General features: G+C 59.6%; 11 protein-coding genes. 4 read left to right on the top strand and 7 right to left on the bottom strand.

The window, feature by feature from the left end:
* Positions 1 to 13 precede the first annotated feature (13 nt).
* Positions 14 to 463 carry a DUF4440 domain-containing protein gene (locus tag FGZ14_RS05670; RefSeq protein ID WP_139922070.1) on the top strand — a complete coding sequence of 150 codons (450 nt, stop codon included), beginning with the start codon at positions 14 to 16 and terminating at the stop codon, positions 461 to 463.
* Positions 464 to 686: 223 nt separating this feature from the next.
* On the opposite strand, the gene FGZ14_RS05665 is transcribed toward FGZ14_RS05670, so the two are convergent.
* Together FGZ14_RS05665 and FGZ14_RS05660 are read right to left on the bottom strand one after the other, a co-directional pair.
* A complete protein-coding gene (locus tag FGZ14_RS05665; protein ID WP_139922068.1) occupies positions 687 to 1,868 on the bottom strand; it encodes an App1 family protein in 1,182 nt (393 codons plus the stop codon).
* Positions 1,869 to 2,015: 147 nt separating this feature from the next.
* Positions 2,016 to 2,825, bottom strand: coding sequence for a M48 family metalloprotease (locus FGZ14_RS05660; RefSeq protein ID WP_139922066.1), 810 nt, complete (start codon positions 2,823 to 2,825; stop codon positions 2,016 to 2,018).
* 363 nt (positions 2,826 to 3,188) lie between these two features.
* Here FGZ14_RS05660 and FGZ14_RS05655 point away from each other — a divergent pair, with 363 nt between their 5' ends.
* A complete protein-coding gene (locus FGZ14_RS05655; RefSeq protein WP_139922064.1) occupies positions 3,189 to 4,310 on the top strand; it encodes a DNA topoisomerase IB in 1,122 nt (373 codons plus the stop codon).
* Positions 4,311 to 4,538: 228 nt separating this feature from the next.
* On the opposite strand, the gene FGZ14_RS05650 is transcribed toward FGZ14_RS05655, so the two are convergent.
* The gene (locus FGZ14_RS05650) at positions 4,539 to 6,134 is read right to left on the bottom strand and encodes a hypothetical protein (RefSeq protein ID WP_139922062.1); all 1,596 of its coding nucleotides are present in this window, start codon (positions 6,132 to 6,134) and stop codon (positions 4,539 to 4,541) included.
* A 150-nt stretch (positions 6,135 to 6,284) separates the two neighbouring features.
* Between FGZ14_RS05650 and FGZ14_RS05645 the strand changes: the two genes are divergently transcribed.
* Positions 6,285 to 7,892 carry a hypothetical protein gene (locus tag FGZ14_RS05645; protein WP_139922059.1) on the top strand — a complete coding sequence of 536 codons (1,608 nt, stop codon included), beginning with the start codon at positions 6,285 to 6,287 and terminating at the stop codon, positions 7,890 to 7,892.
* 185 nt (positions 7,893 to 8,077) lie between these two features.
* Here FGZ14_RS05645 and FGZ14_RS05640 read toward each other — a convergent pair whose 3' ends face one another.
* From FGZ14_RS05640 to FGZ14_RS05625, 4 genes are all read right to left on the bottom strand, one after another.
* Positions 8,078 to 8,530, bottom strand: a complete 453-nt coding sequence (locus FGZ14_RS05640; protein WP_139922057.1) for a hypothetical protein — start codon at positions 8,528 to 8,530, stop codon at positions 8,078 to 8,080.
* 110 nt (positions 8,531 to 8,640) lie between these two features.
* Positions 8,641 to 10,152, bottom strand: a complete 1,512-nt coding sequence (locus FGZ14_RS05635; protein ID WP_139922055.1) for an exonuclease domain-containing protein — start codon at positions 10,150 to 10,152, stop codon at positions 8,641 to 8,643.
* A gap of 172 nt (positions 10,153 to 10,324) precedes the next feature.
* Positions 10,325 to 10,795: a PA2169 family four-helix-bundle protein gene (locus FGZ14_RS05630; protein WP_139922053.1), complete on the bottom strand. Its 471-nt coding sequence runs from the start codon at positions 10,793 to 10,795 to the stop codon at positions 10,325 to 10,327.
* Positions 10,796 to 11,008: 213 nt separating this feature from the next.
* Positions 11,009 to 12,193, bottom strand: a complete 1,185-nt coding sequence (locus FGZ14_RS05625; protein WP_139922051.1) for an AI-2E family transporter — start codon at positions 12,191 to 12,193, stop codon at positions 11,009 to 11,011.
* Between the two features lie 192 nt (positions 12,194 to 12,385).
* On the opposite strand from FGZ14_RS05625, the gene FGZ14_RS05620 reads away from it, so the two are divergent.
* Entirely contained in the window at positions 12,386 to 14,305 is a 1,920-nt protein-coding gene (locus FGZ14_RS05620) for a DNA topoisomerase IV subunit B (RefSeq protein ID WP_139922049.1), read from the top strand.
* Positions 14,306 to 14,595 lie beyond the last annotated feature (290 nt).

The raw sequence follows: 14,595 nt of genomic DNA, 5'->3' as shown, positions 1-14,595 counted from the left end.
CTATCTTCCGGGCATGAAACGCCTTCTTCTGCTCCTTGCCCTTCCGCTGCTCAGCGCCTGCAGCAGCTCCCAGCCACTCAGCGCCGCCGCTTCGGCCGAGGCCCGCCGCGACATAGCGCAGCTGCTCCAGACGCAAACCGCCGCCTGGAACCGCGGCGATATTGCCGGCTTTATGCAGGGCTACTGGCAAAACGATTCCCTGGTGTTTATTGGCAAAAGCGGCCTGACCTACGGCTGGCAGCCTACCCTCACCAACTACCAGCGCAGCTACCCCAATGCAGCCGCCATGGGGCAGCTCGATTTCAGCAACCTGCGCATTCAGCCCCTCAGCCCCAATGCTGCCCACGTAATCGGGCGCTGGCACCTGGCCCGCCCTACCCAGGGCGACCTGCAGGGGCACTTCCTGTTAGTATGCCGCCGCATTGCCGGCAAATGGGTCGTGGTGGCCGACCATTCCAGTTAAGTAGTGAACTGATGAGATGGTGAACTGGTGATTGGTCATGGCGAGCATGTGGCGCCTCAAGTCACTGCCGAAACTATCCATCCTCACCTCTGTGAAAAGCCTGCTAAACAGACAAGCCCTTACTTCCAGCACGGAGGTAAGGGCTTGTCACGTTTCAGGGGGTAGGGCATTGATCAGGGCGGATGGGTTCAGCTACCGCCTCACCATGACGGCGCATCCACTACTACTGCATAACCGGCTCGCCGGTACCTTGTCCATCCAGCTCCGTATCGTCGTCCGCCGATTCGTCTTTCTGTTTTTCCTGCTCCACGGCCGGAATGGCCTCCTGGAAGATCAGGCCGGTAGAGGCGGCGTGGCGGGCGGCCTGCACTGTATCCTGCACCAGCAGCATTTCCACCTTATCAGAGCGCAGCTCCTCGGAAACCTGCTCCACCAGCGCGGCACGGTCGGGGCGGTTTACGTCGCGGATGTAGATGGCCAGAATGCGGCCGGGGTGGCGGCGCACTACCTCCCGGTAAATGTTGGCGTCTTCCTGGCCTGAGTCGCCGATGAGGATGAAGGGCAAGGTGGGGTAGGTCAGTAGCAGGTTGTGGATTTCCTTGAGCTTGTGGCCGTGGTGCTCCGAGGCATCGGTACTTTGCTTGCGCTTGAGGGCCATGTCGCGCAGCAGCAGCGGGCCGGGCGGAATATTATTCAGGCTCAGAAAGTCCTCCAGCAGATCATACAGGTTCCAGGGCGAACTGCTGACGTAGAAAAAGGGATTGTTGCGCTTGCCGTTGCGCCCCAACTGCAGTTGCCGGTAAAACTCAGCCACGCCTTTGAAGGGCAGGCGGGAGCGGGCGTTGCGCAGCAGCACCGTGCGGGCCATGCGCAGCAAATCCGTGGCCGAGGTCTGAATAACCGTGTCATCGAGGTCCGAAATGATACCGTATTCCGCATCAGCCGGCGGAATCAGGACCAGAGCCTTGGTATCGAGCTTGTCGGGGGTAGGAAAGGGCGCGGGGGCCTGCCGGAGCAGCACATCCACGGGGTACCACAGAAAATCAATAGGCTCGGGCAGGGCCTTCGGCTCCAGGTTCAGGGTGAAGTAACCTTCTTCATCCGTTACCACCAAGTGCTCCGAACCATCGACGGGCCGCACCTGCAGCTGGGCCCCGCCGATTTCGTTGCTGTCGAAGCGGCGGTACATGTTCAGCAGGTTGTGCCAGCGCGAGTCGGTGGGGTCAGGCTCGCCAATGCCCTTGTCCGTGAGCAGGCGGCCCTTCACGTAGAGGCGGCCGGGAGTACCATAGCTGCGGTAGGAAAGCAGCTGCAGCGGGTGGAGCAGGCCTAGGCGGGCGCGGGCGCGGGTTAGGGCATCATCGGCCCGTTCGGCCCAGCTGCTGAGTTTGTCGAGTAGAGGCATCGGGCGTAAAGAAAGCAGAAACGAAGCCTTCCTTACGCAGGCCGGGCCTTGAGGTGTTGCGTGGGGTAGGGAATTTGCCCGCTCCCGAAACCAAAACAGGCCCCCGGCCAGCGCCGGGAGCCTGTTGCGTAAAGCAGCTTGATACTCTTACAGGGAGCTTTTGAGGGTGTTAAAGTCAGTGCTCCCCGCCGTGCGGTTGCGGCAGCCCATCTGGTCGGCTTTGCTCTGAATGTTCTGGATGCGGGAGCCGGGGTTGGGGTGGGTGCTCAGGAACTCAGGGGTAGCAGCCTGGCCTTCTTTCTCGGCCTTGATAAAGAAGCCGGCGGCCCCGTCGCAGGCGTAGTAGTTGGTGCCGTTCAGATACTCCACCGAGTAGGAGTCCGCCTCAGTTTCATAGTCGCGGCTGAACTTAAGCTGACCCAGGCTGGCGGCTACGTCCACCAGGGTATTCTCATTCTCACCCAGCAGCAAGCTCAGCAGCACACTGATGCCGTACTGGCTCTGGAGCTGGCGCGAGGTGTGGCGGCGGTCGGCGTGGGCAATTTCGTGGCCCAGCACGCCCGCCAGCTCAGTTTCATTGTCGAGGTACTTGATCAGGCCGGAGTACACGTAGATGTGGCCGCCGGGGGTAGCAAAGGCGTTCTGCACCTGGTCGTCGCGAATAATCTTAACGTCCCAGGGAAAGTCGTTGCGGTACTGAAGCTTGCCGCTGTCCAGCACCCGCGTTACAATGCGGCCCAGGGCCGCGTAAGCGGTGGGGTTGCTGCCGGGCTCCAGCAGCTGGCCTTTGGCGCGGAAGGTAGAATCGGTTTCGGCGGCTACTTTCTGGCCGAGGGCTTTATCGTCCTCCACCGAAAACAGCAGAACCCCGTCGCCGTCTTTCGAACAGGAGGCAAAGGTACCAAGAGAAGCTAGCAGGCCGAGAAGCAGCCAGGGTTTGAGCAGAAAGCGACGCATAAAACGCGGAGAAAAAGGATGTACGGAAAGAAAGATGATGTTGGCCCCCTGGAAAAAATAATGCCAGAACCAGCAGGCTCCTAACGGTACTCCTGCGCGGGATGTTACTTTAGCGCGCTCCAAAGCGGTTTTCCTGAAGATACCCCTCGGAGTATCAGCCGGAAAAAGTACCCGCGCGGCCTCTGGTCCTGCCCGCAACAAACCGCATTTTGAGCAACCAAAACCGGCCGGCAGCGCCACCGGCTGAGCTGACAGACTGCCAGCAGCATCCTAGCCTGCCGGGCAACCTCATCATTTCGGGGGCAGCTTGCGTAGAGAGAAAACCGCCCGCCAGTGTAGCGGGCGGCCTTTCGACTCTGAACTATGTCTGTTACCGCCACCGCCCGCCCCAAAACCCGCAAAATGAAGCTCGAGCCCCTGGAAGAAGCGCACATCCTCTACAAGGACCCCGCCCGCCAGGCCGAGCTGGCCGGCCTGCGCTACCTCACGGATACCAAGCCCGGCCTGACCCGCGAGGCTAGCGCCACGGGCGAGTTTCGCTACCTCACGGCCAAGGGTGAGCCGGTAGAAGATGAGAAAACGCTGGAGCGCATCCGTGGCTTCGTGATTCCGCCGGCCTGGACGGAGGTCTGGATTTCGCCCTCACCCAACAGCCACCTGCAGGTAACCGGCCGCGACGCCAAGGGCCGCAAGCAGTACCTCTACCACGCCGCCTGGGACCAGGCCCGGGCCCTCACCAAGTTCAGCCGCCTGCGGGCCTTCGGCGAAAAACTGGCCGAGCTGCGCCAGCAGCTGCACAAAGATCTGGCCCGCCCCGCCCTGGATAAGCGCAAGGTTATTGCGTTGGTGCTGACCCTGATGGACCAGTCGTTTATCCGCATCGGGAACAAAGAGTACGCCAAGAAAAACAAAACCTACGGCCTTACCACCCTCCGCGACAAGCACGTGCAGGTGAGCGGGGCCGATGTGCGCTTCAGCTTCGTGGGAAAGAAGGGGGTAGCCCACGACCTGACCATTCATGACCGGAAGCTGGCTCGCCTGGTGCAGAAGTGCAAGGAAATACCCGGCCAGCACCTGTTCCAGTACTACGCCCCCGATGGGCACCGCGAGGAGCTGGAATCGGGCGACGTGAACGAGTACCTGCACGAGGTAACCGGCATGAACCTCTCGGCTAAAGACTTCCGCACCTGGGGCGGCACCGTGAAAATGGTGGAAGCTCTGGAGCGGGTCATTGATGAGGAGCCTGCGTTTCCGAAGCCCAAGTCGCTGAAACGGGCTCTGAAGGACGTGGCCGAGAACCTGGGCAATACGCCCAGCGTCTGCTCCAAATACTACATCCACCCGCAGGTAGTAGAGCTCTTCAACTCCGACCAGCTCATCGACTACCTGCGCCGCCACGACGCCGACCCCGCCGAAAACGACCTGCTGACTCCCACCGAGCACATGGTGCTGGAAATGCTCCAGGAGCTGGAAGCCGCGAAGTGAGGAATGAAGTGGTGACGCCGTGAATGGATGAGGTGCCATGGCGAGGGCATCGAAGCCATCCCTCCTCTGATTTGCTCAAAGCCTGCTAAATAAACAAGCCCTTACCTCCAGCACGGAGGTAAGGGCTTGTCACATCTTAAAGGGGTAGCACGGTGGTCAGGACGGATGGCTTCGTCGTGCCTCCTCGCCAGGACACTTCACTCACTTACTCATTCACCACCTCACCATTTACCGCCCCGAGCCGTCACGGTCGAAGGCGTGCGGTTTAACGCTGTGCTCTGTGCGGTCCTTGAATTCGGGGCCGATTTCCAGCTCATTGTTGCGGCGTGTGTCGTAGAAACGGGTGCGCTTGCGCCAGCCGGCCACGCGCGAAGAATCCTGCACCAGATCAGAGCCGGGCCCGCCATAAATGTCCAGGAAGGGCGAGCGGCGCACCTGACCCGACACAACAAACTCATCTTTGCCCTGCAGGCCATGTAGGGCTACCGTGCGGGTGTCGGTAGGGTTGAAGCTGCGCTGGTAGAGCAGCAAGGGCGTTTTCCGGCTTTTGTCGTTGGCCAGCTGGTACACCGATACCACGGTGGCCGTATCGGAGCGGCGCTCCACCACAAACCGCTCATTCTGGTCGGTGCCGGCTACCACTACATGGTGCGCCTGCAGGGCATAGAACTCGTCGGCTACCTGCGGCAGCTTAGCCCGGCGGGCTCGGAGGGCGTTTTCCATCTTCAGGCCCTCTTTCTGGTACACTTCAGCCGGCAGGCCCTGGCGAACGGCTTGCCGGATTACGTCGTCGGTGAGGCGGGCCTGCAGGTCGAGGGCGATGCGGCGGTAGGCGGGCCGGCTTACCTCGGCCAGGGCCCGCTCATCAATGAAGCTGGCGTTGCGGGTGTACCCCTCGGTGCTCTGGTAGCGCGGCCCGAATGTGCGGAACTTGCTAACCAGCTTGCTGACCAACCAGGGCACCAAACCGTCGTCGAACCGGAAAAATACCTGGTCCCGATCCTGGGGAACGGGCTTCCATAAGGTTTGGCCGCTGGGCTGGGGGTAGGCGGCCCAGCTCCACTGCCCCTCGTGCCGGTCCCAGTCGCCCAGCCAGATGTCCAGCAGCCGCGCCCGCAGAAAGGCCTCTCCGTCCAGCTTGTGGCCAGGGGTAGCGTACAGCTCAGCCAGCACATCATCCGATTCTTCCAGGGCCGTGGCCCCGGCCACCGGCCCGAAGATGTTCTGTTTGCCCTCAAATTTTTCTTCCAGCAGCACCACCTTCCCCTGAAACCGCTCCGAAGCATCGCCCAGCCCTACCTCATCGGCCCGGACGTAGAAAGGGCGCGGGGAAGTATGGGGAACCCCGGCGGCCTCTGCCAGGGGCGGGACCACAAACGCCCCGTAAGGCATGCCAGCCGAGGTAGCATCGCGCACGGCCGTCAGCACGAAGCCCTGGCGCAGTACCTTGGGCAGGGTACGATAGGGGTCCTTGTCGATGGAACGCAGGGCGTAGTTGCGGCCTTCAGGGGTTACCAGTGTCACGCTGGTAGTCTGGAAGCCGCCGCCCATCTTGCTGAATTTCAAGCCGCCCGCTACTACTCGCTGGGGGTGCAGCACGGGTAGGGTAACGGGTTGCGTCCAGCTGGGTCGGTGGTGGGTACCCAGCAGCAGGCGGCCCGGCACCCCGCGCTGGTAATGGCGGCCGGCCGTTACGCGGGCACTGTCGGCGGCAGGGGGGAGGGGCGTGGCAAAATCCACCCGGGCATCGGGCTGGAAGTAAGTTTCCCGGCCGCAGGCCGCGGCGGCGAAAAGCAGCAGAAGACTGGAGTAGCGAAGGTTCATGCAGAGCGAAAAGACGCGGCTAGGCTCCTTGAACGCAGTTCCCGCGGAAAAGTACATGCTCCACTGTACAACCGCTACCCCTCGGTTTGCGCTATAAGGGCGGCGGTCCGGGAACGGGCGGCCTTTATTCGTCAGTAACTACTCGGTTCCGTGCCCTTTTCTTCTCGCGTGTTCCGGCCGGTCCGCTGGTCGGTAGCACCGGCCGCCGGCCTGCTACTCATGTCCTGCTCGGCCCCGGCCCAACGCGTTGCGTCCGCCCCCCCGGCTGCCATCCGCCCCGATTCTACCGTGCTGGTAGCGGCCGGCCCTCAGTACGAGCGGGGAGCCGTGCACCGCTTTTTCTGGGGCACGCACTACCGGGCGCTGTGGGCCCTGCCGGTTACGGCGCCGGTATTCAACCTGCGCACGGCCGTGCCGGGCGGACTTACCCCCATTCGGGAGGGTGGCTCATTCCAGACCAAAAACCTGCGTCTGGTGGACCGCAACGGCGTACAGTACGTGTTGCGCTCCGTGGACAAGGATGCTACCAAGGCCCTGCCCGAAGGCCTGCAGCAAGGTCCCATTGGTCGTCTGATGAAGGACCAGACCAGCGTAATTCATCCGTATGGGGCCTATATAGTGCCGCCCCTGGCCCAGGCCGCGGGCATATACTATACCAATCCGCGACTGGTGTATGTGGCCGATGACCCAGCCCTGGGCGAGTACCGCGAAAGTTTTGGGAATGCCTTGTACTTGTTTGAGGAGCGCCCCGAGGGCGACCAGCGTACCGTCGGTAGCTTCGGCTTTTCCAGCCAGGTAGTAAGCTCGCGCCAAGCCTTTACCAACCTGGTAACCAGCTCCCAGTATCAGGTAGATGCTCGCCAGTATCTGCGCAGTCGCCTGTTTGATATGTGGCTCGGCGACTGGAGCCGCCGCGAGGACCAGTGGCGCTGGGCCAGCTTCCCGGCCGCCGGGGGCAGTACGGTGTACCGGGCCATTCCGCGCGACCGGGACCACGCCTTCTTTAAGTTTGATGACGGCCTGCTAACCCACATCATCGGGTGGGTGAAGCCCAACTACCAGAGCTTCCACGAAAAAATCCGGCTTTCTGATGTGGAGGGCCTGAACAGCGCCGCCCGGCCCATGGATAAATCCCTGCTACCCTACCTGACCCGGCAGGATTTTCAGCAGATTGCCGATTCCCTGCGCGGCGCTCTGTCGGATGATGTTATTGCGCGGGCCCTGGCTGTGTGGCCCCGGGAGGTGCAGCAGCTGGGCGCCGATGAGTTTACCCGTAAGCTGCGCAGCCGGCGCGAGCAGCTGCCGGCCGTGGCCGCCCGGTTCTACGAGCTGCTGGCCCGGGACGTAGAGCTGCCGGGCACTGATGAGGCCGAGCGGTTTGTGCTGGAGGCCCTTGGGCCCCGGCAGGTGCGGGTGCAGGTGTACCGGCTCACGCCGCAGGGCGCCACGTTGCTGCAGCAGCGCGTATTCCATAGCCCCGAAACCCGCTCCATCAAGCTGTTTGGGCTAGGCGGCAACGATGCCTTTGAGCTCCGCGGCGACCCGGACCCTCGGTTCAAGATTGGGGTGTACGATGGGGCCGGCCAGGACTTGCTGGAGGCTGCTTCCGCGCCGGCCCGCCCCCGCAGCCGCCTCACCGTGTACGACAACGCCGATGGCAACACCCTGCGCCTCGGAAAAACAGCGGTAGAGAAATACCAGCCCCGGGCCGAAGAGTTTGATGGAGCCGGCTGGCTGTTGCGGCACCGCTTATACTAGCCGCCCGGCTGGGCAGGAGCGCTACCTGCCCGGCGCGGGCCTAGCCGGGAGGGGTAGGCAATTAGTTTAGCTTTCGGTGCTGGATTGTATGATTACACTGCCCCTTCCTTCCGCGAACAAATGCCTGGAAACCCAGGCCTTACAGTGGCTTCCACAACAGCAAAGTGGCAGTGCCTCTTCCTAAATCAGGAACCCGAGGGATAAGCCGGAATCCCGTTGCCCGGCAGCATAGTTTCGTCGCGCCAATGCCGGGCCCAGTTGCGGGCCGCTTCGGGGGTAGCAAAGTAGGCCGTAGCCAGCGGAACCAGCCCCTCCGAATGGCGCATAATCTGCGCGATGCCCATCCGGCTGCCGCTATTGCCCAGCTCTACCACGGCCAGCCGGCGCACCCCCAACCGTGCAAAACGCGGAAACCACTCCTCGTAAATCCATTGCTGATCGGGAAACACAATGGTCTGCAGGTTTTTCATGTTGCCAATCCAGGCCCTGATCTGGAGTTCTTCGGCCGAGCGCAGGCTTACCATGAGTCCGGCCCGCAGCTGCTCGCCACTGACTGGGTGCAGCCATTCTAGCTCCAGCAGTCGGTTGTCTGGTTCGTGCCGTATTCGCAGGTAGGAAGATTCGTACACAACGGCCATACTTCATCGGGTTGCAGGCGGCCACCGACCGTCTGCCCTGAAGATAGCAGTTCTGCTATTCAATACAACAGCTAAATGCAGGGCACGCCCACTACACCTGGCAATAGGTTTTACCCCGCATTCTTGAAGATTTTTACCTTGTCTTTGTGCTTGGTGCGCAGGTATTGCCGGATGATCTGCTGTACATCCTTATTGTCGTTGTAGCGGGTAATGGCCTCAATAAAGTCAGGGAGGCGGCGGGCCGTGAAGGTGTCATCCACGTAGCCGAAGCCCAGGTAGCGACCGTTTTCTACCACCACAATGCTTTTCTCGTCGGGGCGGCGGCCGGGGCCGGTAACTACAAAGGAGCCGTGCTCATACGTAAACGACTCAATGGCGGCCTCTACGCGCTGGTTGTACTCTTCGGCCGGCTCCAGCCCAATGCAGGCGCCCTTGCAGCGGTGCACCTGATAATCAAAGCAGGAACCGGTGGTTTTGTACAGGTCGCAGAGCTTCTGGCACAGATTGAACTTGGCGACCTTATGAAACAGGAAGCCCTTAGCCTTGTACTGGTTGCCCAGCGCAATTAGCGGGTGCGACTGGGCGTGGTCGTCGGCGCGGCCGTAGTAGAGGTGCTTGTACCCATTCTCATCAGTGCGCAGAAAGATGCCGGCCGGAAACACCGAGCGGCGCTGCGCCCGGTTGTACAAGGGCTTCAGGCGCTTTATCTCATGCGACTCATAGAGCAGCGCCACCAGCTCCGAGCCCGTCAGCTCCCAGGTGATGTCGGAAATAGAGTTCTTGAACTCAATGCTCTTGCGCGACTTGTAATCAACGGCGAAGTGCTGCTGAATCCGCTTATAGATGTTGATGCTCTTCCCGACGTAGATAACCTCCCCCTGCTCATCGTGGAAGTAGTACACCCCAGCTTCCTGGGGTAGGGAGGCTACCTTTTCCGGGGTGATGTTGGGGGGTAGCAGGGCCGTCCGGATGGCATCCTGCACGGCCTTGATTTTGCGGGCCGAGGGCTGCTTGGTAGCCGGTGCCGTGGCGCTAGCTGCCGGCTTCCGGCCCGAAGGCGCGTTGGCATCTACCGCCGCCAGGGTTTCAGCCGGGCTCAGGCCCGGTGCCTGCAGCGCCTCTTCCTGCTGACTGATCTTGAGCAGCCGCCCAAACAGGATGGCCGTAGCGGCGGCATCACCGGTGGCCCGGTGCCGGTCGTTGAGCGGAATGCCAATGTTTTGGCAGAGCTTGCCCAGGCTGTAGCTGGGCTGCCCCGGCATCAGGGAGCGGCTCAGGCGCACGGTGCACAGGGTCTTGCGCGAGTAGTTGTAGCCCAGGTCGGCAAACTCCTTTTTCAGAAAAGAATAGTCGAAGCGCACGTTGTGGGCCACGAACACGCACCCCTCCGTTATTTCCACAATCCGGCGCGCCACCTCATGAAACTTCGGGGCGTCGCGCACCATATCATCCGTAATGCCGGTGAGCTGGGTGATGAAAAACGGGATGGGCCGGCCGGGGTTCAGCAGGGTGCTGAACTCATCCACCACCTTCTCCCCATCGTGGATGTAAATGGCTATTTCCGTGATGCGGTCCTGCGCGGGCTGCCCTCCGGTAGTTTCAAGGTCAATGATAGCGTACAAACGAGGCGCGTAATCAGGTAAACAAAAATGCTAATCCTATTGGTAACAAAGATAGGCCCCCGGAAGGTTGCATAGGGTAGGAGCACCAAACCCGTACCAGCTGCACGAAGCCGGAAAACAAAAAAAGCCCGCCAATGAGGCGGGCTTTTTTGTGATTATGTGGGCAGGCGGCCTAGCGGGTGCCTTTCTGCTGGGTAACCCAGTTTTTGGCCGAAAGAATTTCGCCGTGCTGCTTTTGCAGTACGTTGCGGGCTTCGGCGGGCAGTTCGGAGGCCTTCAGAGCCGTTTCGTACGATTGCAGAGCTACGGCGTCGCCGGTTTCACACTCGCCCAGAATGGCGCTGTCGTCCTGGCCCGTAATGGCCGATTTGATGTTGATCCAGCCGCGGTGTACGGCGGCGGCGGCGTCAGCTACCAGGCCTTCTACCGTGTTGCCTTCTTCCGTGCTGATGCCGTACTGCTGGGCGTGCTGCGACAGCTCGGAAGCGAACTGAGCGCGCTGCTGGCTGAACTGGCTGAACTTCGCTTTCAGATCAGCGCTGCTGGCACCTTCGGCGGCTTCCTGGTAGCCTTTAGCGGCGGTTTTGTTGATTTCTACGAGGTCGTTGTAAGCGCGGGCAGTATCGCCGGTTATAGTGGCCATGATCAAGAGTTTTTGAATGAAAGGAAAGAGATTTATGCGTCCTGAAGTAGGGGACAGATGGGCTTTTATACCCCGCCGGGCTTGCGCGGGTTGCCTTCCCCGGATTATAAAATTTCGGTTATCAGTACTTTTTTGACCCCGGGCCAAAAAAGAATCCTCACCGGCCGGGGCTGATGAGGATTCATTGAAGCAACAGGCGCTTACCCGTAAGTGCTAGGCAGCTTTGCCGGTTACGCGTGCCCAGATCCGGCCAAAGAAACCGGGTTGCTTTTCGCCGGGCTTAGTGGAATCTTCCCCTTCTGCCGTATCACCGAGCAGGAAGCCCCAGGGCTCGGTAACCTTGCTGGCATCCAGCACTACCTTGATAACAGCCATGATCGGGATGCTCAGAATCATGCCCGGTGTGCCCCACAGCTCGTTGCCCAGAATCAGGGCCAGAATAGCAGCCAGCGGGTTAATGCTCACCTGTGAGCCGGTAATCATGGGCGTGATGAAATTACCTTCTAGAAACTGCACCACTACGAATACCCCAATCACTAGCGCGGCCTGCACGATGGAGCCGGTTTCTACCAGGGTAATAATGGCCGGAATGGTAGCCCCAATCATGATGCCGATGTAGGGAATGACGGCCAGCACCGAAGCGAAAATGGCGAAGAACACCGCAAATTTCACCCCCAGTGCTACCAGCCCAATTCCGTTGAGCACGGCCACGATGATAATCACCTTCACTAGGCCGGAGATGTACGCCTGCACTACCGTTTGAATACTGTCCACGGTATGCAGCACCGCCGTGCGCTTATCGGGGGCCACAAAGCGGAACATAAACTGGCGCAGATGGTCGCGGTAGAGCAGCAGACAGAAGATGTATATGAAAACCTGCAGAATGTTGCTTAGGGCCGAGGTAGTGGTGTTGAGCGTGGTGCCCAGATACGTGCCGCCCGACTTTTTCAGCGCCTTCATCGTGGAGTCCTTTACCTCCTCAATGCTCATGGGCTGGTAGCCAAAGCGCTGGTGCGCCCACTCCTGAGCCGAGTTGAAGAACTCCATCGTTTTTGTTTGCAGCTTGGGTATCTCGTTTTTGAACTGGGCTAGCTGCGAGCCAAAGCCTACCACCACGCCGGCTACAATAAGCACTAGCAGCAGCAAACACAGGATGATGGCCAGCACCCGGGGTAGGCCCTTTAGCTCCAGCCACCGGCAAATGGGCAGGAGCAGCAGCGAGAAAATGCCCGAAAAAACCAAGGGCAGCAGCACATCATCCAGAACGCGCAGGGAGTACACCAGCAGCACTGCCCCAATCATGAGGAAGGCAAACTGAACCACCGGAGCCTGCTTTACCTCCGGATTGGGTTTGTGGCCCGAAGGAGGCAAATGATGTTGGGTAGCGGGAGGAAACATGTTGCTAAGTAAATTGGTAAAACAAAAGAAGTGAAAGCAAGGAGGTTGGCAGGATTTGTACGGTTTGAGAGGAACAATCCGGCGCTCAACTGGGTTGGTAAATGAAGTTTTGCTAACTTGAATAGCGAAAGAAAGACGCGGAAAAGGCCAATTTTCTGTGTTATTTTACCTCAAATTTGATTACCCGATTTCATGGCTGAAGAACAAGTACCCGCCGCTACCCCCGACCACGGCTACACCGAAGACAGCATCCGCTCCCTCGACTGGCGCGAGCACATCCGGCTGCGCCCCGGCATGTACATCGGTAAGCTCGGGGATGGCTCCAGCTACGACGATGGCATTTACGTGCTCGTGAAGGAAGTGATTGACAACTCCATCGATGAGCACGTGATGGGCCACGGCCGCACCATCGACATTAAGATTTCGGACAGCCGCGTACAGGTACGGGACTACGGGCGCGGCATCCCGCTGGGCAAGGTGGTGGAGGTAGTAAGCAAGATTAACACGGGCGGTAAATACGACTCCAAAGTATTCCAGAAGTCTGTGGGCTTAAACGGGGTAGGCACCAAAGCGGTTAACGCGCTCAGCAACTACTTTTTAGTTCAGAGCGTGCGCGAAGGCCTGATGAAGTCGGCGGAGTTTTCGCAGGGAGTTCTTACCAGTGACCCTAAGCCGGTGAAAACCAGCCAGCGCAACGGTACGCTGATGACCTTCCAGCCCGACGATTCTATTTTCCGCAACTACCGCTTCATCCCGGAGTACCTGGAAAATCAGATCTGGAATTACGTTTATCTGAACGCCGGTCTGACTATTAACTTCAACGGCCAGAAGTACTACTCGGAGAATGGCCTGCTGGATTTGCTGGCTCGCAAAGCCGACCCGGAAAGCCTGCGCTACCCCATTATTCACCTCAAAGGTCCGGATATCGAGTTAGCCCTGACCCACGGTAATGATTACGGCGAGGAGTATTACTCCTTCGTAAACGGCCAGTACACCACCCAGGGCGGTACGCACTTGGCGGCTTTCCGTGAGGCGGTAGTGAAAACGGTACGCGAGTTCTACAAGAAAGAGTACGATGCCGCCGATATCCGCAGCTCTATCATTGCGGCCATTTCGGTGCGCGTGCAGGAGCCGGTGTTCGAGTCACAGACCAAAACCAAGCTAGGTTCCATCAACATGGGCCCCGATGGGCCTACGGTACGCGGTTTCGTTGTCGATTTTCTGAAGGAGCACCTCGATAACTACCTGCACAAAAACCCGGCAGTAGCCGAGGCGCTACGCAAGCGCATTGAGCAAAGCGAGCGGGAGCGGAAAGACATGGCCGGCGTGAAGAAGCTGGCTAACCAGCGCGCCAAAAAAGCCAACCTGCATAACCGTAAGCTACGTGACTGCCGTCTGCACCTGGGCGAAACTAAGGATGCGGAGAAAGAACTGCTTACTACCCTCTTCATTACCGAGGGTGATTCTGCCTCGGGCTCTATCACCAAAAGCCGCAATGTGGAAACAGAGGCCGTTTTCTCCCTACGCGGTAAGCCCCTGAACTGCTTTGGGCTGAAAAAGAAAATCGTGTACGAGAACGAGGAGCTAAACCTGCTTCAGCACGCGCTAAACATCGAGGAAGGTATTGAAAACCTGCGCTATAACCGGGTCGTAATTGCCACTGATGCCGACGTAGACGGTATGCACATTCGGCTACTGCTGCTCACCTTTTTCCTGCAGTTCTTTCCCGACTTAGTACGCAATGGTCACGTTTTCATTCTGGAAACGCCGTTGTTCCGTGTCCGCAACAAGAAAACGACCATCTACTGCTACAACGAGCAGGAGAAGCAGGCTGCCATGCGCAAGCTGGGCCGTAATCCCGAGGTGACCCGCTTCAAAGGCTTGGGTGAAATCTCGCCCGACGAGTTCGGTAAATTCATTGGCGACAACATCAAGCTCGAGCCCGTCATCCTGCAGTCCGACCGCTCCATTCAGCAGGTACTAACCTACTATATGGGCAAGAATACCCCGGCTCGTCAGGAATTCATCATTGAAAACCTGCGTTTGGAGAAAGATCTGGTGACTTCCGACGTACTACCCCTGGAGGAAGTGGCGGAAGCAGATTTGGCCTAAAGGCAAAGCGGTTGCCGGACGCGTTTTGGCTGCCCACAAAAATGAGTTTAACCTTCTGCTACCCCCTGGGAGCGGGAGAGAGGTACAAGAACAATAATCGTGGCAAGCGCCACACCCTACTGTGTCAGAAGAGACGAACCCCCACGACCCGAACCAGGACGAGCAGCCGAACACCTTCGGGGCCGGCGACTCCTTTGAGTTCGGGGCCGAGTCGGCTACGCCGGCGGATGCTGCTGTGCCCTCTGAGTCTGAAGAGGATACTACCCAACTGGTTGTAAGCGAAACCGGCG

The organism is Hymenobacter sp. DG01 (genome assembly GCF_006352025.1).
In the GTDB taxonomy this organism is placed as follows: Bacteria; Bacteroidota; Bacteroidia; order Cytophagales; family Hymenobacteraceae; genus Hymenobacter.
This window is presented reverse-complemented; position numbering and strand designations above follow the sequence as displayed.

Excerpts from the sequence above, each read along its gene's own strand:
- FGZ14_RS05625 (WP_139922051.1), bottom strand. The coding sequence starts at position 12,193 with ATGTTTCCTCCCGCTACCCAACATCATTTGCCTCCTTCGGGCCACAAA.
- FGZ14_RS05670 (WP_139922070.1), top strand. The coding sequence starts at position 14 with ATGAAACGCCTTCTTCTGCTCCTTGCCCTTCCGCTGCTCAGCGCCTGC.
- FGZ14_RS05665 (WP_139922068.1), bottom strand. The coding sequence starts at position 1,868 with ATGCCTCTACTCGACAAACTCAGCAGCTGGGCCGAACGGGCCGATGAT.
- FGZ14_RS05620 (WP_139922049.1), top strand. The coding sequence starts at position 12,386 with ATGGCTGAAGAACAAGTACCCGCCGCTACCCCCGACCACGGCTACACC.
- FGZ14_RS05655 (WP_139922064.1), top strand. The coding sequence starts at position 3,189 with ATGTCTGTTACCGCCACCGCCCGCCCCAAAACCCGCAAAATGAAGCTC.
- FGZ14_RS05650 (WP_139922062.1), bottom strand. The coding sequence starts at position 6,134 with ATGAACCTTCGCTACTCCAGTCTTCTGCTGCTTTTCGCCGCCGCGGCC.
- FGZ14_RS05640 (WP_139922057.1), bottom strand. The coding sequence starts at position 8,530 with ATGGCCGTTGTGTACGAATCTTCCTACCTGCGAATACGGCACGAACCA.
- FGZ14_RS05630 (WP_139922053.1), bottom strand. The coding sequence starts at position 10,795 with ATGGCCACTATAACCGGCGATACTGCCCGCGCTTACAACGACCTCGTA.
- FGZ14_RS05660 (WP_139922066.1), bottom strand. The coding sequence starts at position 2,825 with ATGCGTCGCTTTCTGCTCAAACCCTGGCTGCTTCTCGGCCTGCTAGCT.